17 protein-coding genes are annotated in these 19,231 nt (G+C 62.9%); 7 read left to right on the forward strand and 10 right to left on the reverse strand.

The genetic code is table 11. From position 1 onward, the window contains the following. The first annotated feature begins 18 nt into the window (after window positions 1-18). The 4 genes from thiB (at window position 19) to BSG19_RS18725 (ending at window position 5,192) form a co-directional block, all read left to right on the forward strand. A complete protein-coding gene (gene thiB / locus BSG19_RS18710; protein WP_092989657.1) occupies window positions 19-999 on the forward strand; it encodes a thiamine ABC transporter substrate binding subunit in 981 nt (326 codons plus the stop codon). A gap of 31 nt (window positions 1,000-1,030) precedes the next feature. Further along, window positions 1,031-2,644, forward strand: coding sequence for a thiamine/thiamine pyrophosphate ABC transporter permease ThiP (gene thiP / locus BSG19_RS18715; protein ID WP_092989658.1), 1,614 nt, complete (start codon window positions 1,031-1,033; stop codon window positions 2,642-2,644). Then, window positions 2,641-3,390: a thiamine ABC transporter ATP-binding protein gene (gene thiQ / locus BSG19_RS18720; RefSeq protein WP_092989548.1), complete on the forward strand. Its 750-nt coding sequence runs from the start codon at window positions 2,641-2,643 to the stop codon at window positions 3,388-3,390. Before thiP ends, thiQ begins: the two co-directional genes overlap by 4 nt. Before the next feature lie 281 nt (window positions 3,391-3,671). After that, the gene (locus tag BSG19_RS18725) at window positions 3,672-5,192 is read left to right on the forward strand and encodes a M48 family metalloprotease (protein ID WP_244529321.1); all 1,521 of its coding nucleotides are present in this window, start codon (window positions 3,672-3,674) and stop codon (window positions 5,190-5,192) included. A 73-nt stretch (window positions 5,193-5,265) separates the two neighbouring features. Here the strand turns inward: BSG19_RS18725 and BSG19_RS18730 are convergent, their stop codons facing one another. Further along, the gene (locus BSG19_RS18730; RefSeq protein WP_092989549.1) at window positions 5,266-6,132 is read right to left on the reverse strand and encodes an RNA polymerase factor sigma-32; all 867 of its coding nucleotides are present in this window, start codon (window positions 6,130-6,132) and stop codon (window positions 5,266-5,268) included. A 459-nt stretch (window positions 6,133-6,591) separates the two neighbouring features. On the opposite strand from BSG19_RS18730, the gene BSG19_RS18735 reads away from it, so the two are divergent. Next, window positions 6,592-7,098: a GNAT family N-acetyltransferase gene (locus BSG19_RS18735; protein WP_092989660.1), complete on the forward strand. Its 507-nt coding sequence runs from the start codon at window positions 6,592-6,594 to the stop codon at window positions 7,096-7,098. 152 nt (window positions 7,099-7,250) lie between these two features. Continuing rightward, entirely contained in the window at window positions 7,251-7,784 is a 534-nt protein-coding gene (gene ppa / locus BSG19_RS18740; RefSeq protein ID WP_092930802.1) for an inorganic diphosphatase, read from the forward strand. Between the two features lie 87 nt (window positions 7,785-7,871). On the opposite strand, the gene BSG19_RS18745 is transcribed toward ppa, so the two are convergent. Continuing rightward, on the reverse strand, window positions 7,872-8,303 hold the full coding sequence (locus tag BSG19_RS18745; protein ID WP_092989661.1) for an Lrp/AsnC family transcriptional regulator: 432 nt from the start codon (window positions 8,301-8,303) through the stop codon (window positions 7,872-7,874). Window positions 8,304-8,419: 116 nt separating this feature from the next. Between BSG19_RS18745 and BSG19_RS18750 the strand changes: the two genes are divergently transcribed. Next, a complete protein-coding gene (locus BSG19_RS18750) occupies window positions 8,420-9,523 on the forward strand; it encodes a saccharopine dehydrogenase family protein (RefSeq protein ID WP_092989550.1) in 1,104 nt (367 codons plus the stop codon). 15 nt (window positions 9,524-9,538) lie between these two features. Here the strand turns inward: BSG19_RS18750 and BSG19_RS18755 are convergent, their stop codons facing one another. The 8 genes from BSG19_RS18755 to BSG19_RS18790 all read right to left on the reverse strand — a co-directional run bounded on the left by BSG19_RS18755 (window position 9,539) and on the right by BSG19_RS18790 (window position 19,192). Continuing rightward, window positions 9,539-10,966 carry a mannose-1-phosphate guanylyltransferase/mannose-6-phosphate isomerase gene (locus BSG19_RS18755; RefSeq protein ID WP_092989551.1) on the reverse strand — a complete coding sequence of 476 codons (1,428 nt, stop codon included), beginning with the start codon at window positions 10,964-10,966 and terminating at the stop codon, window positions 9,539-9,541. 249 nt (window positions 10,967-11,215) lie between these two features. Then, window positions 11,216-11,620 (reverse strand): F0F1 ATP synthase subunit epsilon, encoded by a 405-nt coding sequence (locus BSG19_RS18760; protein ID WP_092989552.1) that lies wholly within the window; start codon window positions 11,618-11,620, stop codon window positions 11,216-11,218. 113 nt (window positions 11,621-11,733) lie between these two features. Continuing rightward, on the reverse strand, window positions 11,734-13,194 hold the full coding sequence (gene atpD, locus BSG19_RS18765) for a F0F1 ATP synthase subunit beta (RefSeq protein ID WP_092989553.1): 1,461 nt from the start codon (window positions 13,192-13,194) through the stop codon (window positions 11,734-11,736). Window positions 13,195-13,217: 23 nt separating this feature from the next. After that, window positions 13,218-14,099 (reverse strand): F0F1 ATP synthase subunit gamma, encoded by an 882-nt coding sequence (locus BSG19_RS18770; RefSeq protein WP_092989554.1) that lies wholly within the window; start codon window positions 14,097-14,099, stop codon window positions 13,218-13,220. A 49-nt stretch (window positions 14,100-14,148) separates the two neighbouring features. Next, a complete protein-coding gene (atpA, locus tag BSG19_RS18775) occupies window positions 14,149-15,678 on the reverse strand; it encodes a F0F1 ATP synthase subunit alpha (protein WP_092989555.1) in 1,530 nt (509 codons plus the stop codon). Beyond that, the gene (locus tag BSG19_RS18780) at window positions 15,678-16,238 is read right to left on the reverse strand and encodes a F0F1 ATP synthase subunit delta (RefSeq protein ID WP_092989662.1); all 561 of its coding nucleotides are present in this window, start codon (window positions 16,236-16,238) and stop codon (window positions 15,678-15,680) included. Before BSG19_RS18780 ends, atpA begins: the two co-directional genes overlap by 1 nt. A gap of 254 nt (window positions 16,239-16,492) precedes the next feature. Then, the gene (locus tag BSG19_RS18785) at window positions 16,493-16,879 is read right to left on the reverse strand and encodes an AGROH133_08824 family phage infection protein (RefSeq protein ID WP_092989556.1); all 387 of its coding nucleotides are present in this window, start codon (window positions 16,877-16,879) and stop codon (window positions 16,493-16,495) included. Window positions 16,880-16,975: 96 nt separating this feature from the next. After that, window positions 16,976-19,192, reverse strand: a complete 2,217-nt coding sequence (locus BSG19_RS18790) for a primosomal protein N' (protein ID WP_092989663.1) — start codon at window positions 19,190-19,192, stop codon at window positions 16,976-16,978. Between the last annotated feature and the right edge of the window lie 39 nt (window positions 19,193-19,231).

Here is a 19,231-nt window from a genome sequence, read left to right on the forward strand (position 1 = left end):
CTTCTCGTCACGGGCCTGATGTTTCCGGGCCTGATGTTCACGGACGCACACGCTGCCGAGACGAAGACGCTGACTGTCTACACCTATGAAAGCTTCACCAGCGAATGGGGCCCAGGGCCGAAGATCGCCGAAAGCTTCCAGAAGACCTGCGATTGCAAGCTGACCTATGTCAGCGTCGCCGATGGCGTGGAACTGCTCACGCGGCTGAAGCTTGAAGGACCGGCGTCCAAGGCCGATGTCGTCGTCGGCCTCGACACGAACCTCGTCGCCGAGGCCAAGGCCACCGGCTTCTTTGCCCCGCACGGCCTCGACACCTCGGCGCTCAAGGTTCCCGGCGGCTTTTCCGACGATAGCTTCGTGCCCTATGATTATGGCCACTTCGCTTTCGTCTACGACACGCAGACGCTGAAGACCCCGCCGAAGAGCCTGAAGGAACTGATCGAAGGCGACGCAAGGGACAAGATCGTCATCGAGGACCCCCGTACCTCCACACCCGGCCTCGGCCTGCTTCTGTGGGTAAAGTCCGTCTACGGCGACAAATCCGCCGAAGCCTGGAGCAAGCTGAAGGACCGCATCCTCACCGTCACCCCCGGCTGGTCGGAAGCCTATGGCCTCTTTACCAAGGGCGAAGCGCCCATGGTTCTCTCCTACACGACGTCGCCCGCCTACCACATGGTGGCCGAGAACAGCGACCGCTATCAGGCGGCCGATTTCGCCGAGGGTCACTACATCCAGATCGAGGTGGCCGGCATGACGAAAGCCGCGCGCGACCCTGATCTCGCCAGAGCCTTCCTCGCCTTTCTCGACGGGCCGGAAGCGCAGACCATTCTGCCCACGACGAACTGGATGATGCCGGTCGCAACCCCCAGCGAACCGCTGCCGGAGGCTTTCGGAAAGCTGGTCCAGCCAAAGACGACCTTCCTGATGAGCCCCGAGGAGGTCGCTGCGAACCGCAAGGCATGGATCGACGAATGGCTGGCCGCCATGAGCCGGAACTGAGCGTCCCGTGCCCGCCGGTCGTGATCGCCGTCTGACGCGAGCGTTCGGCGTGGCAAGCATCGTCGGCATCGCGCTTTTCGTCGGTGCCGCCATTCTCGCACTCTCGCTGGCTGCGACGGTCGAAACGGCCGGAATCAATCGCAGCAATGCTGTCTTCGACGCCTATGTCTGGCGCATTGCCCGCTTCACGCTCATCCAGGCCGGCCTCTCCACGATCCTGTCGGTTGCCTTTGCCATTCCCGTCGCTCTGGCGCTGGCACGGCGGCGCAGCTTTCCGGGCCGCATCTGGATCATCCGGCTGATGGCGCTGCCGCTTGGCCTGCCGGCTCTGGTCGCGGCCCTCGGCATCGTCGGCATCTGGGGGCGACAGGGCGTCGTCAACGATCTGCTCGCCCTCATCGATCTCGATCGTCCGGTCGCGATCTATGGGCTCGCCGGCATTCTCGTCGCGCACGTCTTCTTCAACATGCCGCTCGCCGTCAGACTTCTCCTGTCCGGGCTCGACCGCATTCCCGGAGAATACTGGCTGGTCTCTGCCAATCTGGGACTATCCAGCCTCTCCCTCTTCCGTTTTATCGAGTGGCCGGTCATTCGCGGCCTGCTGTCCGGCATTGCCGGGCTCATCTTCATGCTCTGCGCCACCAGTTTCACGCTGGTGCTGACGCTCGGCGGAGGCCCGGCCGCCAGCACGCTGGAGGTCGCGATTTACCAGGCCCTGCGGTTCGATTTCGATCCTCCACGCGCCATCGCGCTTTCAGCTCTGCAGATCGCCGTCACGGCCGCGCTCCTCCTCGTCCTTCGGTGGCTGACCCCGCCGGTCACCGAAGGCTTTACGACCGGCCGGCCGGTGCGCCGCTTCGATGGGCGGTCGAACATCGCCATCCTCGCCGATATCCTCGTCATCGCGATTGCCGCTCTCTTCGTCGCGGCACCCCTCGCCTCCGTGCTCTTTTCGGGCCTTGCATCCGATCTGCCCAAACTCGCCGCCGATGCCCAGGTCCACCGGGCGATCGTCACCAGCCTCGCCATCGCGGCGGTATCGGCAGGTCTTTCGGTCACGCTCGCCACCGTCATGCTCACGACCAACCAGATCCTGATGTCGCCACGCCGGCCGGGACGTTTCGCCCATGTCTTCTCGGGCAGCGTTGCCGCCGGCACGTCGCTGATTCTTCTCGTGCCGCCGGTGGTCATCGGCGCGGGGTGGTTTCTGCTGCTGCGCCCGCTCGGCGATGTCGCCCGCTTCGCGCCGGCCATCATCATCGTCATCAACACGCTGATGGCGCTGCCTTTCGTCACCCGCGTGCTGGCCCCGGCCATCGCAACACACGCCGCCCGCACCGGACGGCTGACGACGAGCCTCGGCATCAATGGCTGGTCGCGCATCGTTCTTGTCGACTGGCCGGGCCTGCGCCGCCCTCTGCTGATGAGCCTGTCCTTTGCCGCCGCCCTCTCCCTCGGCGATCTCGGCGCGGTCGCGCTCTTAGGATCGCAGGATATGGTCACCCTGCCCTACCTGCTCTACAGCCGCATGGGCAGCTACCGCACCACGGACGCCGCAGGTCTCGCCCTTCTCCTCGGCACCGTCTGCATGGCCCTCACCATCCTCGGAACCGCACGCGAACGCAGGCCGGAGCGCGCATCATGACGCCCACATCACCTGATATCGCCGTCCGCCTCGAAAACGTCGCGGTCCGCTTTCCCGACCACCCCTCCCCGCGAACGCTCCTCTTCAATGCCACCATCGAGAGGGGCAAGGTCACCGCTATCACCGGAGCCTCCGGCTCCGGCAAATCGACCCTGCTCAACCTTGTTGCCGGCTTCGAGACGCCGGACGAAGGTCGCATAAGCATCCTCGGCAGGCACGCAACGGATGTTCCGCCCGCACTCCGCCCGGTCTCCGTTATCTTCCAGGAGCATAATCTCTTCGCCCATCTCGACATCGCGACCAATGTCGGGCTCGGCATCGACCCGGCCCTGAAGCTCACAGGCGAGGATCGCGAGCGGATCGAACGGGCATTGAGGGATGTCGGACTTGCAGGCTTTGCAAGCCGCCTGCCGCCGACGCTCTCCGGCGGTGAGCGACAGCGGGTGGCGCTGGCCCGCGCGCTCGTTCGCCAGCGCCCGATCCTCCTGCTGGACGAGCCCTTCGCCGCGCTCGACCCCGGATTGCGACAGGAGATGGGAGATCTCCTTGCAGCCTTGCAGGAGAAGGAGGCGAGCACCATTCTTCTCGTCACGCACCACGCCGATGACGTGCGCCGCCTTGCCGATCGCGTCCTGTTCCTCGATGACGGCAAAATCGCCCTTCATGAAGACGCCGACAGGTTTCTTCGCCGGAGCGAACCGGACGCCGTCGTCCGCTTCCTGGGCGCACGCCCACCGGCTTCCTGAACCGCAGGGATGTCGGAACGCCACAATTTGACCGTCCGCCTGTGGCACCCGCGATGGAGGCTGGCATCGATAAGGGGCATGACGATACGGACAGGGAACCGGAGCTTTTTCCGAAAACGAATAGTCTTTGCGGAATTATGCAGTAGGCACGGACGGCACGAATAGGCTAGATCGGGCTCTGGGAAACAGCGTGATTGCACGTATCTCAGGATGTAGGCGGCTCTGCCGGAACTGCCGCAAGAGCGTTCGGCACGCCGTTGGACGCGAACATGGGCTGAGGCATGACGGTGAACGAGCGGAACGAGCGGAACGGCGGACACCTGTCGACCCGTGGCATTGCAAGCACTCTGCGCGCGTCCGTCGCCGGTCTCGCTTTGCTGGCGCTTGCCGGTTGCCAGAGCGCCATCGAGCAGAGCTACGAGCCGAGCGTCTCCCCCTCCGCCAACCCGCAGATCGTCGATGAGGTCCAGAAGAACGATCCCCGCGCGCAGATGGGTGCCCGCGAACATCCGCGAATCGTCGCAAGCTATGGCGGCGAATACAAGGACGAGAAAACGGAACGGCTGGTGGCCCGCATCACCGGCGCGCTGACAGCCGTTTCCGAGAACCCCAACCAGTCGTACCGCATCACCCTCCTGAACTCGCCGGCGATCAATGCATTCGCCCTGCCTGGCGGCTATCTCTACGTTACGCGCGGCCTGCTCGCACTTGCAGACGATGCCTCCGAGGTCGCTGCCGTGCTGTCGCACGAGATGGCGCACGTCACCGCCAATCACGGCATTCAGCGACAGCAGCGCGAGGAAGCCGAAGTCATCGCCAGCCGCGTCGTCTCGGAGGTTCTTTCGAGCGATATCGCCGGCAAGCAGGCACTCGCCCGCGGCAAGCTGCGGCTCGCCGCCTTCTCGCGAAACCAGGAGCTTCAGGCCGACGTGATCGGCGTGCGCATGCTGGGCGAGGCGGGCTACGACCCATATGCGGCGGCGCGCTTTCTCGATGCCATGGCAGCTTACAGCCGATTCTCCTCCGTCGATCCGGATACCGACCAGAGCATGGACTTCCTGTCGAGCCATCCGAACGCGCCGCAGCGCGTGGAATTGGCCCGCCGCCACGCACGCGCCTTCGGCCCCGAAGGCACGACGGGCGACCGCGGTCGCGACTACTTTCTCGATGGCATCGACGGCCTGCTCTATGGCGATAGCCCGCAAGAGGGCTATGTCCGCGGACAGACCTTCCTGCATGGCAAGCTTGGCATTCGCTTCGATGTGCCGGCAGGCTTCCAGATCGACAACAAGGCCGAAGCCGTTCTGGCGACAGGTCCCGGCGAGATCGCCATCCGCTTCGATGGTGTCGCCGATACGCAGCGTCGCAGCCTGACCGACTACATCGCGAGCGGCTGGGTGACCGGCCTGCAGCCGGAGACGATCCACGCCATCACCATCAACGGACTGGAAGCCGCAACCGCGCGCGCCTCCGCCGAGCGCTGGGATTTCGACGTGACGGTGCTGCGCATCGACAATCAGATCTACCGGTTCCTGACGGCCGTGCCCAAGGGCATGCCGTCGCTGGAACCGACGGCCGACGTGCTGCGCAAATCCTTCCGCCGCATGAGCCCGCAGGAGGCTGCAGCGCTCAAGCCGCTGCGTATCCGTGTGATCACAGTCGCTCCGGGAGATACGCTCGCGACCCTGTCCGCCCGCATGATGGGCACCGACCGCAAGCTCGATCTCTTCCGCCTGATCAACGCCCTCCAGATTACCTCGACCATCAAGCCCGGCGATCGCATCAAGATCATTTCGGAATAGACCAACACGCGACGAGACAACGAAAAAGCCCGCCGGGGATGGCGGGCTTTTTCGTATGCAGGGCTAAAGGATTTCAGTGTGCCGTCAGCGCCAGTTCCGGGGCCTGTGCGACGAGCGCAACCTTCAGCTTTTCGAGCGCACGCGTCTCGATCTGGCGGACACGTTCCTTGGAAATACCGAGATCGGCGCCCAGTTCTTCCAGTGTCGCACTGTCCTCCGACAAGCGGCGAGCACGGATGATCTTCATTTCACGATCGTTCAGCTGTTCCAGGGCATGGCCGAGCCAGTTCTTGCGGCGTTCCTGATCGATCATGTCGGTGACCTGCTCATCCGGCAGGGGTGCAGCGCACGCCAAGAGATCAAGACGCTCGCCGCTGTCAGAGTCGCCGGAAGAGATCGGCGCCTGAAGAGAAGAGTCGCTGCCGGAGAGGCGGGCATCCATCGTCTGCACATCTGCAAGACTGACGCCGAGAGCAGAGGCGATTTCCTCGTGCACCGCGCGGGCCGTCAGCTGACTGTTACCCTGGGCGAGCTTTGCGCGCAGACGGCGCAGATTGAAGAAAAGCGCCTTCTGGGCAGACGAGGTACCGCCGCGCACGATCGACCAGTTGCGCAACACGTAATCCTGCATCGAGGCGCGAATCCACCATGTGGCATAGGTGGAGAAGCGAACATCGCGGCTCGGCTCGAAACGGGCCGCAGCTTCCAGAAGGCCGATATGCCCTTCCTGAACCAGATCGCTCATCGGCAATCCGAAGTGCCGGAACTTTGCCGCCATGGAGATGACAAGACGCATATGCGCCATCGCGATCTTGTTGCGGGCATCCTGATCCTGATTGTCCTTCCAGGCCTGCGCCAGAAGCTGCTCTTCGCCCCGCTCCAGATAGGGAGCCGCCATGGCAATCTTGATCATGCGCCTGTCTGCAGAAAGATTTTTCATCGGCTACTCCATGACGGGCACGCGACCGTGCCTCCGGGCTGTGCTTTGGGGAACCGCATTGCGAGGGTGAAAGACTTGACCTGCAATCGAGACGCCCTATTTCCGTTGTATGAGACGACGCCAAGCGGATGGACATCGGTTCGATCTGGGCCCGACCGGGCGCTTGGCCAGTCGATCGGACGTTTCATAACGCCTGCATTTCACAAAAGTTCCGCGCGCCAACGCCGATGTGCACCGGAGAGGTGTTTTGTGAGCAAGCCCTGTCGAACTGTGCAGCAGTTCTAGCTTCGCCCGGATTACCGCGTTCCCCCTTTGCTGCTCATCTTCCTGATGACTGGCTTCTGTGTGCGGCGAGATTTCGCGCTTGCCGATCCTGTTAAAATACCGTTAATTTCGCCAAAGCCGGGCATGATGCCGCGGTGTGACGAAGATGGGACGGACAGGGTCGACACGCGCAACATGAAGACATTGTCCATCGAAGTGCGCCCCGGCCTGCCGAGAGATGCTGCCGAAATCTCTCTGGTCCACCGCCTGTCCTGGCTGCACACCTATTCTGGCCTTATCCCCCATCGCCCGCTGAACGAGATGATCGACAGGCGCAACGCGAATTGGTGGCGCAAGGCGACCGGTGGCCCCTCCACGCTTCTCATCATCGAGGTTGCAGGCGTCATTGCCGGCTACGCCACTCTTGGTCTTTCCCGCGCACGCGCTCTGCCGCAGGAAGGCGAGGTTTACGAAATCTATTTCCGCCCGGAATATCAGGGCATCGGCCTCGGCCGCATCCTCTTCGGTGAGGCGAGCAGCCTCCTGACGTCGCTCGGCTGCCGCGGCCTCGTCGTCTGGTGCCTGGAGGACTGCGCGCAGGCCGACCGCTTCTTCCGCAATGCTGGCGGCCGCGATATCTGCGAGGGCATGGAGGATTTCGGCGGCAAGAGCCTGAAGAAGATCGGCTACGTCTGGAACTGACGTGCTTCTCTCGCCGTGTTCCGTAGCGGCGAAATGATCGCTCTTTAACCTCTTTGCTCCATAAATGAACGCTTCGAGCGGCCACTGATATTGCACAACGGCAGGTTTGGCTTTATCGGACGTCAGTCCCACTTCAGGAGCATGGAGGCTTCATGCGTATTGACGCTATCTCGATCGGAAAGAACCCACCGGAAGACATCAACGTCATCGTGGAGGTTCCCGTTGGCGGCCATCCGATCAAGTACGAGATGGACAAGGAAGCCGGCACGCTGGTTGTCGACCGTTTTCTTTACACGCCCATGACCTATCCGGGCAATTACGGCTTCGTGCCGCACACGCTGTCTGACGATGGCGACCCCATCGACGTCCTTATCGCCAGCACGCGTCCGCTCGTTCCCGGCTGTGTCATCAACGTCCGCCCGATCGGCGTGATGATGATGGAAGACAATTCCGGCAAGGACGAGAAGATCATCGCCGTCCCGAGCGCGCACCTGACCAAGCGTTATGACAAGGTCAAGGAATATACCGATCTGCCGGAAATCACCCTGCAGCAGATCGAGCACTTCTTCGAGCATTACAAGGATCTGGAGCCCGGCAAGTGGGTCAAGATCTTCGGCTGGAAGGATGCAACCGTTGCCCGCCAGCTGATCGTCGAAGCGATCGAACGCGCCAAGACCGTCAAGTGAGTCTGCATCATCGGCATACCCCTGAAGCCGCGCCCTGCAAGGGACGCGGCTTTTTCATGGGAGCTGCGCGAAAGCGCAGGGAAAGCCTTAGCGGCTGATCCGCGTCGACAGCACGATCGACGACAAGGTTTTCTCCACACCTTCGATGGTGCCGATCCGGTCGATGACGAGATCGAGCGCGCTGATCGAAGGCGCCTCGACGATGGTGATCAAGTCGAAGCTGCCGCTGACCGAATGGACCACGCGCACGGCCTGCATTGCCTCCAGATCACGCGTCACCCGTGGGAGTGCGCGCGCCGCAAGGGTTACGAGGATATGCGCCCGCACCAGCCCGCGCTCGTAGTCGCTTGACAGCCGCACGCCATAACCTGTGATCACCCCGTCCCGCTCCAGCCGCTCCAGACGCGCCTGCACGGTGGTTCTGGAAAGCCCGAGCTTGCGGGCAAGCACGGCCGTCGGCATCCGCGCGTTCTCGCCGAGCAGCGCGAGGAGGCTACGATCGCTGTCTGATAGGTTCATATCGACCAATCCCATCGGCGAAATGCCGAAATCCCTCCGCTGTTTTGCACGGATCGGCGCTTCTGGACAACAGCGGCCGGGTGCATGCTTGGCGAAAACCAAAGCAGGGGAACAGCATGAAAACCATCATCGTCATTGGAGCCGGAAAAATCGGCGCCACCATCGCACATCTCCTGGCAACCTCGGGTGATTACACCGTCATCGTGGCCGACCGGAGCGAGGAGCAACTGTCGCGGCTCGGAACGCATCCTGCGCTGTCGGTCAGAGCCATCGACATCGCCGACGCCGACGCCATGGATGCGCTGCTGAAGGGCGCCTTCGCCGTGCTCAGCGCCGCGCCCTTCCACCTCACCGTCAATATTGCCGCCTCTGCCGCGCGCAGCGGTGTCCACTATCTCGATCTCACCGAGGATGTAGAGTCCACGCGGCAGGTCAAGAGGCTGGCAGAGAGCGCAAAGAGTGCCTTCATCCCGCAATGCGGCTTGGCACCCGGCTTCATCTCCATCGTTGCCCAGGATCTCGCTGCGCGCTTCGACACGCTCGACAGCGTGCGCATGCGCGTCGGCGCCCTGCCGCAATATCCCTCCAACGCGCTCAACTACAACCTGACCTGGAGCACGGACGGCGTCATCAACGAATATATCGAGCCCTGCGAAGCCATCGTCGAGGGCCGGCTGACGGCGGTGCCCGCCCTTGAGGAGCGGGAAGAGTTTTCACTCGACGGCGTGACCTATGAGGCGTTCAACACGTCGGGCGGTCTCGGCACGCTTTGCGAGAGCCTTGCCGGCCGCGTTCGCACGCTCAACTACCGCACGATCCGCTACCCCGGCCACGCTGCGATCATGAAAGCGCTTCTCAACGATCTTGGCTTGCGCCACCGCCGCGACGTGCTCAAGGATATTCTGGAGAACGCCCTGCCCGCAACCACTCAGGACGTGGTCATTGTTTTCGTCACCGTCTCCGGTCATCGCGACGGGCGGCTCGTTCAGGAGACGTACGCGAATAAGATCTATAGCGGCGTTGTTGCCGGCCGGATGATGAGCGCGATCCAGATCACGACGGCCGCGAGCATCTGCGCCGTTCTCGACATGCTCGCAGCAGGCGATCTTCCCTCCCTCGGTTTCATCCGCCAGGAAGACATCGCACTCGACGCCTTTCTCGCAAACCGCTTCGGTCGCCACTACGCCGAAAGTCGCTTCACCGAGAAGCTGGCCGGCTGAGCCACAGGGCCGGCCTCATAGCCGGCCGAACTCGTCGTCGAGACGCACCGTGTCGTCGTCGGAGAGATAGGACCCCGTCTGGACCTCGATGAGCTCCAGCGGGATCTTGCCCGGATTGGCAAGCCGGTGGGTAACGCCCTGCGGCACGTAGACCGACTCGTTCTCGTTGAGAAGCCGCGTCTCTTCGCCCAGCGTCACCTCGGCTGTTCCCTTCACGACCACCCAATGCTCCGAGCGGTGGAAATGCCTTTGCAGCGAGATCTTGCGGCCGGGGGCGATCGACAGTCGCTTGACCTCGAACCGCTCGCCGCTGAGCACGGAAGCAACCGAGCCCCATGGCTTGTAGGAGGTCGGATGCACCTCCGTCAGGCTACGGGTCGCCTCGTTGCGCGCCAGTGCCTTGACGATCTGTCCGACATTCTGGCTGTCGGCAAGACGGCCGACATAAACCGCATCTTCGCTGGCGATAACGGCGATATCGTCAAGGCCATGCACGGACACATGAATGTCGCGCGAGAGAACCAGCGAGTTACGCGTATCGGAGACGCTCGCCTTCTGGCCAACCACGTTGCCATCCGCGTCTTTCTCGCCGACGGCCCAGACCGAATCCCAGCTACCGAGATCAGACCAGGGGAACGACGAGGGAACGACAGCCGCATGCGCCGTGCGTTCGAAGACCGCGTAGTCCACAGAGATATCCGGTGCTTCCGAAAATGCCGCCGCGTCCAGTCGCTCGAAATCGAGATCACGCCGCGAAGCCTTCACGGCCGCGAGCGCACGCGCGTGCACCTCCGGCTCGAATGTTGCGAGATCCGTCAGGAAGAGCCGGATCGGGAGCATGAACATGCCGGAGTTCCAGAGATAGCGGCCCGTCGCCAGCAGCGCTTCTGCCTTCTCCCGGTTCGGTTTCTCCACGAAACGCGCAACGGTTCTGGCGCCGCCGGCAAGCTCCTCCCCGATCTCGATGTAACCATAGCCCGTTGCAGGCTCGGTCGGGGTGATGCCGAACGTAACCAGCATGCCGGCCTGAGCCGTATCCCGCGCAAGACGAATGCAATCGCGATAGATCTCGTTCGCATCGATCTCGTGGTCGGAGGCGAGCACCTGAATGATCGCGTCTTCCCCGTGGTCGCGAGCCACGACGAAAGCTGCTGCAGCCAGTGCCGGCGCGGTATTGCGCGCGACCGGCTCCAGCAGGATCGATGAGAGGCGTGCGCCCACCACCTGAGCCTGTTCCGCAACGATGAACCGGAATTCCGCATTCGTCACGATGACGGCCGGTTCATAGAGCTCAGGGTCGGAAACGCGCTGCAGCGTCTTCTGAAACAGCGAATGGTCGCCAAGGAACTGAAGGAACTGCTTCGGCGCAGTCGAGCGGGATAGCGGCCAAAGTCGCGTTCCCTTGCCACCGGCCATAATTACGGGAACAATCTTTGCAGCCATCTCATATCCTTTAATGTACGAGAGGTTAGAGGCCTTTGCGGACCCACCCTGACAATTCGGCAAGGCGCCTACTGGCGCCAGCGCCTTGCGGGGCGCGAGCTAGAGGACATCTCGTCGGAGGGATTAAATGCTCTTAAAACGCAAGTCCATCGTTTCGTCGTGGGGACGGCTGAACCTGCCGAATGAGCCTCGCCTCCGACAGACGATAGACACAAAAAAACCGGCCTAAGCCGGTTCTCGTCGTCTCGATCAGCCCGAGACATTCTCGTTGAGCTGTGTGAGCTCGGAGAGGAAATTCTCGATCTTCGTGCGATGCTCGTCACCGTGGTGCGGCTGCTCCAGTTCGGCGCGTGCCGCTTCGATCCGGCGCTCGACCAGCGTAGCATCGAATTCGCTGACGGGTACGGCCGATTCGGCAAGAACCGTGCAGCCCGTCGGCAGGATGTCGGCGAAACCGCCAAATACGACGTAACGGTTCGTCTGGCCACCCGCCGTTTTCACGGTGATGATGCCAGGCTTGATCGTCGTCATGGTCGGCGCGTGATTGGCCATGACGGTCATCTCGCCGTCCGTTGCCGGAATAACCACTTCGCTGACCTGCTCGGAAAGCAGCAGGCGCTCCGGGGAAACGAGCTCGAGTTTGAAATCAGCCATGATCTTCGCTTCTTGTGACGCGGATGCCGGTAAACGGCCCTGCGGGTCCCTGACCTCTCGCTTCACCACCAAGGGCGAAGCGACGGCGCGCCGAGGGCGCGCCGTCTTCGATATTAAGCGGCTTCAGCAGCCAGACGCTTGGCCTTCTCGACAGCTTCTTCCATGGAACCGACCATGTAGAAGGCAGCTTCCGGGAGATGGTCGTATTCGCCGTTCACGAGGCCCTTGAAGCCCTTGATCGTGTCTTCGAGAGCGACCAGCTTGCCCGGCGAGCCGGTAAAGACTTCGGCAACGAAGAACGGCTGCGACAGGAAGCGCTCGATCTTGCGGGCGCGTGCGACCGAAAGCTTGTCGTCTTCCGACAGTTCGTCCATGCCGAGGATGGCGATGATGTCCTGAAGCGACTTGTAGCGCTGCAGGGTCGTCTGCACTTTACGAGCAACTTCGTAATGCTCTTCGCCGACAACCATCGGGTCGAGCATGCGCGACGTCGAGTCGAGCGGATCCACAGCGGGGTAGATGCCCTTCTCGGCGATCGAGCGCGACAGAACCGTCGTTGCGTCGAGGTGTGCGAACGAGGTCGCAGGCGCCGGGTCGGTCAAGTCGTCGGCGGGAACGTAGATGGCCTGAACCGAGGTGATCGAGCCCTTGGTCGTGGTCGTGATGCGCTCCTGCATCTGGCCCATGTCCGTTGCGAGCGTCGGCTGATAGCCAACGGCCGACGGGATACGGCCGAGCAGAGCCGACACTTCGGAACCGGCCTGCGTGAAGCGGAAAATGTTGTCCACGAAGAACAGAACGTCCTGACCTTCGTCGCGGAACTGTTCGGCAATCGTCAGACCCGTCAGAGCGACGCGAGCGCGGGCGCCCGGCGGTTCGTTCATCTGGCCGTAAACGAGAGCGGCCTTGGAGCCTTCACCGCCGCCATGCTTGTTGACGCCCGACTCGATCATTTCGTGATAGAGGTCGTTGCCTTCGCGGGTACGCTCGCCAACGCCGGCAAACACGGAGTAACCGCCGTGCGCCTTGGCAACGTTGTTGATCAGTTCCATGATGAGAACCGTCTTGCCGACGCCGGCTCCGCCGAAGAGGCCGATCTTGCCGCCGCGGGCGTAAGGCGCGAGCAGGTCGACCACCTTGATGCCGGTGACGAGAATCTGCGCTTCGGTCGACTGTTCGACGTAGGACGGCGCTTCCTGGTGGATGGAGCGCTTGCCCGACGTGATCAGCGGGCCGGCTTCGTCAACCGGTTCGCCGATGACGTTCATGATGCGGCCGAGCGTTTCCAGACCGACGGGAACCGTGATCGGTGCGCCGGTGTCCGTCACCTTCTGGCCGCGGACGAGACCTTCGGTCGAGTCCATGGCGATGGTGCGAACGGCGTTTTCGCCGAGGTGCTGTGCCACTTCGAGAACCAGGCGCGAGCCGTTATTGTCGGTTTCGAGCGCGTTCAGGATCGAAGGCAGCTGGCCTTCTTCGAAAGCAACGTCGACGACAGCGCCGATAACCTGCGTGACGCGGCCAACGGCGGCGGCCGTCGCTGCGGTGTAGTTCGGGGTCGCTGTATCAGCCATGTTCTTACCCTCTTGTCCTAACCTTAGAGCGCTTCCGCGCCCGAAATGATCTCGATGAGTTCCTTGGTGATCTGAGCCTGCCGCTGGCGGTTGTAGCTCAGCGTCAGCTTGTTGATCATCTCGCCGGCATTGCGCGTGGCATTGTCCATCGCGCTCATCTTCGCGCCCATTTCGCCCGCGACGTTCTCGAGCAGCGCCCGGAACACCTGGACCGAAATATTGCGCGGAATGAGGTCGCTCAGGATCTCGCCAGCATCCGGCTCATATTCGTAGATAGCGGCAGAACCGGTGTCGGCCGATGCTGCTGCGGGAACGGCGGCAGGGATGAGCTGCAGAGCCGTCGGAACCTGGCTGATCACCGACTTGAATTCGGAGTAGAACAGGGTGCAGACGTCGAACTCGCCCTTGTCGAACAGGCCGATGATCTTCTTGCCGATCTGGTCGGCATTCTCGAAGCCGATCTTCTTGACTTCGCGCAGATCGACACGATCGATGATCAGCGAAGCAAACTCGCGGCGAAGGATGTCGTAGCCCTTCTTGCCGACGCAGATGATCTTGACGGTCTTGCCTTCGGCCAGCAGCTTGCGGATGTGATCGCGCGCAAAACGCGCGATCTGGCTGTTGAAGCCACCGCAAAGACCACGTTCCGCCGTGCAAACCACGAGAAGATGCGTCTTGTCGCGGCCGGTGCCCGTCATCAGCAGCGGCGCGCTATCATCCGTGCCGACCGCCTGAGCGATGTTCGACAGGACGATGCTCATCCGCTGCGAATAGGGCCGTGCGGCCTCGGCCGCCTCCTGCGCACGCCGAAGCTTCGCCGCGGCGACCATTTTCATCGCCTTGGTGATCTTCTGCGTCGCCTTGACGGAGGCGATCCGGTTCTTCAGATCCTTGAGAGAAGGCATCCAGTATCCGTCCTAGGTAGCGTCTGCGGGTGCGTCTTTAAGCAGGCGATCAGGAGAAGGTCTTTGCGAATGCGTCGATGGACGCCTTCAGCTTGCCCTTCGTATCGTCCGAAATGGCCTTTTCGGTACGGATCGTGTCGAGCACGCCCTTACCTTCGGAGCGCATGTAGGACAGCAGGCCCTGTTCGAACGGACCAACCTTGTTGACGGGGATCTTGTCGAGGTAGCCGTTGACGCCGGCAAAGATCACCGCAACCTGTTCTTCCGTTTTCAGCGGCGAGAACTGCGGCTGCTTCAGAAGCTCGGTGAGGCGGGCGCCACGGTTCAGCAAGCGCTGCGTGGAGGCATCAAGGTCAGAGCCGAACTGCGCGAAGGCCGCCATTTCGCGGTACTGCGCAAGCTCGCCCTTGATCGATCCGGCAACCTGCTTCATCGCCTTGACCTGCGCGGCGGAGCCGACGCGCGAGACCGAGAGGCCGACGTTCACGGCCGGGCGGATGCCCTGGTAGAAAAGGTCGGTTTCAAGGAAGATCTGGCCGTCGGTGATCGAGATCACGTTGGTCGGAATGAACGCCGAAACGTCGTTGCCCTGCGTTTCGATAACGGGGAGAGCGGTCAGCGAACCGGCGCCCTTTTCGTCCGACAGCTTGGCAGCACGCTCGAGAAGGCGCGAATGCAGGTAGAAGACGTCGCCCGGATAGGCTTCGCGGCCCGGCGGACGGCGCAGGAGCAGCGACATCTGGCGGTAGGACACAGCCTGCTTGGACAGGTCGTCATAGCCGATCAGAGCGTGCATGCCGTTGTCGCGGAAGTATTCGCCCATGGCGCAGCCGGCGAACGGTGCGAGATACTGCATCGGAGCCGGATCGGAGGCCGTAGCGGCAACGATGATCGAGTACTGCAGCGCGCCGCGCTCTTCGAGCACCTTGACGAACTGGGCAACGGTCGAGCGCTTCTGGCCGATGGCGACGTAGACGCAGAAAAGCTTTTCGCTTTCCGGACCGTTGTCGTGGATGGCCTTCTGGTTCAGGATCGCATCGAGAATGATCGCGGTCTTGCCGGTCTGACGGTCGCCGATGACGAGTTCGCGCTGGCCGCGGCCGACCGGGATGAGGGCGTCGATAGCCTTGAGGCCGGTCGACATCGGCTCATGCACCGATTTGCGCGGAATGATGCCGGGAGCCTTGACGTCGACGCGCGAGCGGCGCGATGCGTTGATCGGGCCCTTGCCGTCGATCGGGTTACCGAGAGCGTCGACCACGCGGCCGAGCAGTTCGGGGCCGACCGGAACATCCACGATGGCGCCGGTCCGCTTGACGGTGTCGCCTTCCTTGATGGCCCGGTCCGAGCCGAAGATGACGACGCCGACATTGTCGGCTTCGAGGTTGAGCGCCATGCCGCGCACGCCGCCGGGAAACTCGACCATTTCGCCCGCCTGGACGTTGTCGAGACCGTAAACGCGGGCGATGCCGTCACCGACGGACAGAACCTGGCCGACTTCGGAGACCTCAGCCTCCTGGCCGAAGTTTTTGATCTGATCTTTGAGAATTGCGGAAATTTCCGCGGCGCGGATATCCATCAGCCGACCTCTTTCAGTGCAAGCTTAAGGCTCGAGAGCTTTGTGCGAAGGGAAGTGTCAATTTGGCGGGACCCGACCTTGACGATCAAACCACCGAGAATAGACGGATCGACGGTGACGTCGATCGCCACCTCTTTGCCGGTGACGCCCTTGAGCGCCGCCTTCAATTCAGTCTGCTGCTGATCGCTCAGCGCATGGGCCGAGATGACCTCGGCAGATACTTCGCCACGATGGCGGGCTGCCGTCTCGCGATACGACCGGACGATGCCCGGGACGGCGAAGAGACGGCGGTTGCGGGCGACGACCTTGAGGAAGTTGCCCACGAGGCCGGCAAGACCGGCCTTTTCGACGATGGCGGAGATCGCCTTGAACTGGTCGTCAGCCGAGAAAACAGGGCTCAGGATGAGACGCTTGAGATCGGTGCTCTCGTCGATCATGACCTGAAAACGATCGAGATCGGCCTGCACGCTTTCGATCGAACCAGCTTCCTGCGCCAGATCGAAAAGCGACGACGCGTATCTTTCTGCAACACCGGAAATATGGTCGGACGTTTTTGCCACGAGCGCGCTTCTCTTGCTATGATCCAAGAGCGGTTTTCGGAGACCCGAAAACCGAACACATTGAATTTGTTGCTATATCCTCAAGGACATCCTGGCCTGACAGGCCCGGCTCCCCCACGAAGTCGGGGTTCGTCTAGCATAGGAAAATTGGACTCGCAACACGCGAGGGGAGCGATTGCACGTTCCTCGGGCCAAATTCTGCCCAAAAGCGGGAGTGTGATGGCCTCGGCGAGGTGTAATGCGGGGCCCGGAGCTTACAGGAAGCCGAAAACATAGGCCAATGGCAGGATGGCCAGCACCATTTGCACGAGAACAAACAGCCAGTTCACGAGCGTGTTACCTTGATCCGACAGCATGGACAGGATGCGCCCGAAGGCCGCGAGCGCGAAGGCCGAGCCGAGCGCGAGATAGACCATCGGCTGCGCGAGCACGATGGCGGCCAGACCCAGACCGAGCGGAAAACCGCCAAGCGTCGAGCGCGCCTCGGCATAGCCCCCGCGCCGGCCTTCCCGTAACGACAACCCCATCGCCCGGAACGAGAGACCCGGTGCGAAGAGGAAGAAGAGGCCGATGACGCAGGTCGCCACGGCGCTGAGGAAGGCGAGGAATTCGCCGGTCTCGGTTGGTATATACAGATCCATCGCCGCGATCCCATGCGCCCATTAACGTCCGGCTTCGCCGGTCTTCAAAGATCTAGAGCAAGTCCGCACGGAAGGGAATCGCGTGCAGCCCGAGGGTCAGAGGAAACTTTGCGGATCGATATCGAGCTGGACCGCCACGGAGCCGCGCACTTTTGGCCCGGCCGCGATCATCGCCCGCATGAACGCCTGCATGTCGCTGTTGCGCCGACCATGGACGAGAAGGCGAAACCGATGCCGGCCGCGAACGAGCGCCAGTGCCGCTTCGGCGGGTCCAAGGACGGTGATGCCCGAGACCTGCGGGGCCGCCTGGCGAAGGCCGCGCGCATGCAATTCGGCATCCGCGCGCGTATCCGCCGAGACGATGACGGAGGCGAGCCGCCCGAACGGGGGCAGCACAGCCCGTTCCCGCTCGCCGATCTCGCGCTCGTAGAATGCTTCGGCGTCGCCGGAGACGATCGCCTGCATCACCGGATGCTGCGGCTGGTAGGTCTGCAGCAGGCCGCGGCTCTTCAGGCCTGTACGTCCGGCGCGGCCCGTGACCTGACTTAAAAGCTGAAACGTCCGTTCGGCGGCACGCGGGTCGCCATTGGCAAGCCCGATATCCGCATCCACGATGCCGACGCAAGTCATCATCGGGAAATTGTGGCCCTTCGCGACCAGCTGTGTCCCCACGACGATATCGGCCTCCCCCTTGGCAATGGCCTCGAGTTCCAGCCGCAGGCGCTTCACGCCCATCAGGTCGGAGGAAAGCACGATAGTGCGCGCCTGCGGAAAATGCCGGTCCACCTCCTCGGCGATCCGCTCGACGCCCGGCCCACAGGCGACGAGATGATCGAACGTGCCGCATTCGGGACACGCGTCCGGCGTGCGCTCGGCATAACCACAATGATGGCACTGGATCTGGCTGCGGAACCGGTGCTCCACGAGCCAGCTCGAACAGTTGGGGCACTGGAAGCGATGTCCGCAAACGCGGCAGAGCGTCAGCGGCGCATAGCCCCGCCGGTTGAGGAACAGAAGCGCCTGCTCGCCCTTCTCCACTGCCTTGCCGATGGCCGAGAGGAGCACCGGCGACAGGAACCCGCCGCGCTCCGGCGGATGCCGGCGCATGTCGATCAGGCCGAGATCCGGCATGGCGGCGGCCCCGAAACGGGTGCGCAGGTGAATCGGCCGGTAGCGCCCGACCTCGCCATTGACACGGCTTTCCACCGATGGCGTGGCCGAGACCAGCACGACGGGAAAACTGCCGAGCCGTGCCCGCACCACAGCCATGTCGCGCGCATTGTAGAACACGCGGTCTTCCTGCTTGTAGGCGGGGTCGTGCTCTTCATCGACGATGATGAGGCCGAGATCCTCGAACGGCAGGAACAGCGCCGAGCGCGCACCGGCCACCACCCGCACCCCGCCTTCGGTCACCTGCCGCCACACCTTTTCGCGGGTGCGGGGCGCAAGATCCGAATGCCATTCCGCAGGCTTTGCGCCGAAGCGCTTCTCGAAGCGATCGAGAAACGCTGCGGTGAGAGCGATTTCCGGCAGAAGGATCAGCACCTGCCGGCCCTGCCGCAAAGTCTCGGCGATGGCTTCGAAATACACCTCCGTCTTGCCGGACCCTGTCACGCCGTCGATCAGCGAGACGGAGAACGTTTTTTTCGCCGCTGCGGCGATGAGCGTGTCGGCCGCCTCGCGCTGGATTTCTTCCAGCTCGGTCACGGCGTAGTCCGCGTCGGGCGCAGCCACCACGGGTGGCGGCGGCATGAAGGCGGTCTCGAACACGCCCTGGGACCGCAGGCCCTCCACCACGCTGGTGGAGACACCGGCGGCATGGGCCAGACCCGAGCGCGTCCAGAAGAAACCGTCTGCCGCCGTTTCCACGACGCGCAGGCGCGCAGGCGTCATCCGGTCCGGGCGCCGGTCGGTCAGCCGCAGCCCCTCCACCATCGGCTCGGGATCGAAGGCGGCGGGGACGCGCAGTGCCATGCGCGCGACGAGCCCCGGCGGCGACAGCGTATAGGCGGCCACCCAGTCGAGAAAAGCGCGCATATCTTGCGAAAGCGGGGGGCAATCGAAAACTTGCGTGATGGATTTCAGCTTCTTGGGATCGACGGCCGGCCCGTCGGTCGCATCCCAGACGACGCCCCAGACCTGTCGAGGCCCGAGTGGCACTTGCACGATCGAGCCCGGCTGAACCGCCATGCCCTCCGGCACCAGATAGGAATAGGCCTTGTCCGCGGGCATCGGCACCAGAACCGGCACGACCCTGCGCGGCATCTCGGGGCAAGCCTTGTCCCCGAACAGATCAATCGAATCGCCCGTCATTGCGGCGGACATTGCTCCCACGGGCGCGGAAAGAAAAGA

Source organism: Rhizobium sp. NFR03 (genome assembly GCF_900111275.1).
GTDB lineage: Bacteria > Pseudomonadota > Alphaproteobacteria > Rhizobiales > Rhizobiaceae > Ferranicluibacter.

Excerpts from the sequence above, each read along its gene's own strand:
- thiB (WP_092989657.1), top strand. The coding sequence starts at position 19 with ATGTTTCCGGGCCTGATGTTCACGGACGCACACGCTGCCGAGACGAAG.
- atpA (WP_092989555.1), bottom strand. The coding sequence starts at position 15,678 with ATGGATATCCGCGCCGCGGAAATTTCCGCAATTCTCAAAGATCAGATC.
- ppa (WP_092930802.1), top strand. The coding sequence starts at position 7,251 with ATGCGTATTGACGCTATCTCGATCGGAAAGAACCCACCGGAAGACATC.
- thiQ (WP_092989548.1), top strand. The coding sequence starts at position 2,641 with ATGACGCCCACATCACCTGATATCGCCGTCCGCCTCGAAAACGTCGCG.
- BSG19_RS18790 (WP_092989663.1), bottom strand. The coding sequence starts at position 19,192 with ATGACGGGCGATTCGATTGATCTGTTCGGGGACAAGGCTTGCCCCGAG.
- atpD (WP_092989553.1), bottom strand. The coding sequence starts at position 13,194 with ATGGCTGATACAGCGACCCCGAACTACACCGCAGCGACGGCCGCCGCC.
- BSG19_RS18730 (WP_092989549.1), bottom strand. The coding sequence starts at position 6,132 with ATGAAAAATCTTTCTGCAGACAGGCGCATGATCAAGATTGCCATGGCG.
- BSG19_RS18750 (WP_092989550.1), top strand. The coding sequence starts at position 8,420 with ATGAAAACCATCATCGTCATTGGAGCCGGAAAAATCGGCGCCACCATC.
- BSG19_RS18735 (WP_092989660.1), top strand. The coding sequence starts at position 6,592 with ATGAAGACATTGTCCATCGAAGTGCGCCCCGGCCTGCCGAGAGATGCT.
- BSG19_RS18770 (WP_092989554.1), bottom strand. The coding sequence starts at position 14,099 with ATGCCTTCTCTCAAGGATCTGAAGAACCGGATCGCCTCCGTCAAGGCG.
- BSG19_RS18785 (WP_092989556.1), bottom strand. The coding sequence starts at position 16,879 with ATGGATCTGTATATACCAACCGAGACCGGCGAATTCCTCGCCTTCCTC.
- BSG19_RS18755 (WP_092989551.1), bottom strand. The coding sequence starts at position 10,966 with ATGGCTGCAAAGATTGTTCCCGTAATTATGGCCGGTGGCAAGGGAACG.
- BSG19_RS18760 (WP_092989552.1), bottom strand. The coding sequence starts at position 11,620 with ATGGCTGATTTCAAACTCGAGCTCGTTTCCCCGGAGCGCCTGCTGCTT.
- BSG19_RS18745 (WP_092989661.1), bottom strand. The coding sequence starts at position 8,303 with ATGAACCTATCAGACAGCGATCGTAGCCTCCTCGCGCTGCTCGGCGAG.
- BSG19_RS18725 (WP_244529321.1), top strand. The coding sequence starts at position 3,672 with ATGACGGTGAACGAGCGGAACGAGCGGAACGGCGGACACCTGTCGACC.